Source organism: Nocardia pneumoniae NBRC 100136, from assembly GCF_000308755.1.
Classification (GTDB): Bacteria; Actinomycetota; Actinomycetes; order Mycobacteriales; family Mycobacteriaceae; genus Nocardia; species Nocardia pneumoniae.
In genome coordinates this window covers 1-202 of sequence record NZ_BAGF01000065.1, presented here as the reverse complement: position 1 = coordinate 202, position 202 = coordinate 1, and the positions used below count along the sequence as shown (strand labels likewise).

1 protein-coding gene is annotated in these 202 nt (G+C 72.3%); it reads right to left on the bottom strand.

The annotated features are described in order from the left end of the window. Positions 1-202, bottom strand: a 202-nt coding sequence (locus ON34_RS21140; protein WP_040781992.1) for a hypothetical protein, incomplete at both ends; no start/stop codon positions are given.

The window sequence follows — 202 nt, the reverse complement described above, 5'->3', positions numbered from 1 at the left end:
GCGTGGCCTTGCCGTCGTCGTTGACCATGCGCTCGCCGTCGCGGTTGGGCAGCGTCGAGCTCAGCAGCCCGGTCAGCTCCTCTTCGCGCGCGCCGTCGAAGACGGGCGTGGCGATGTTCGACTCGGACGGAGCGGCCAGCATCTCCTCCGGCAGCGCCTGCGCCCAATCGGGGCGGGTGCCGTCGGCGGCGACGTCGACCTT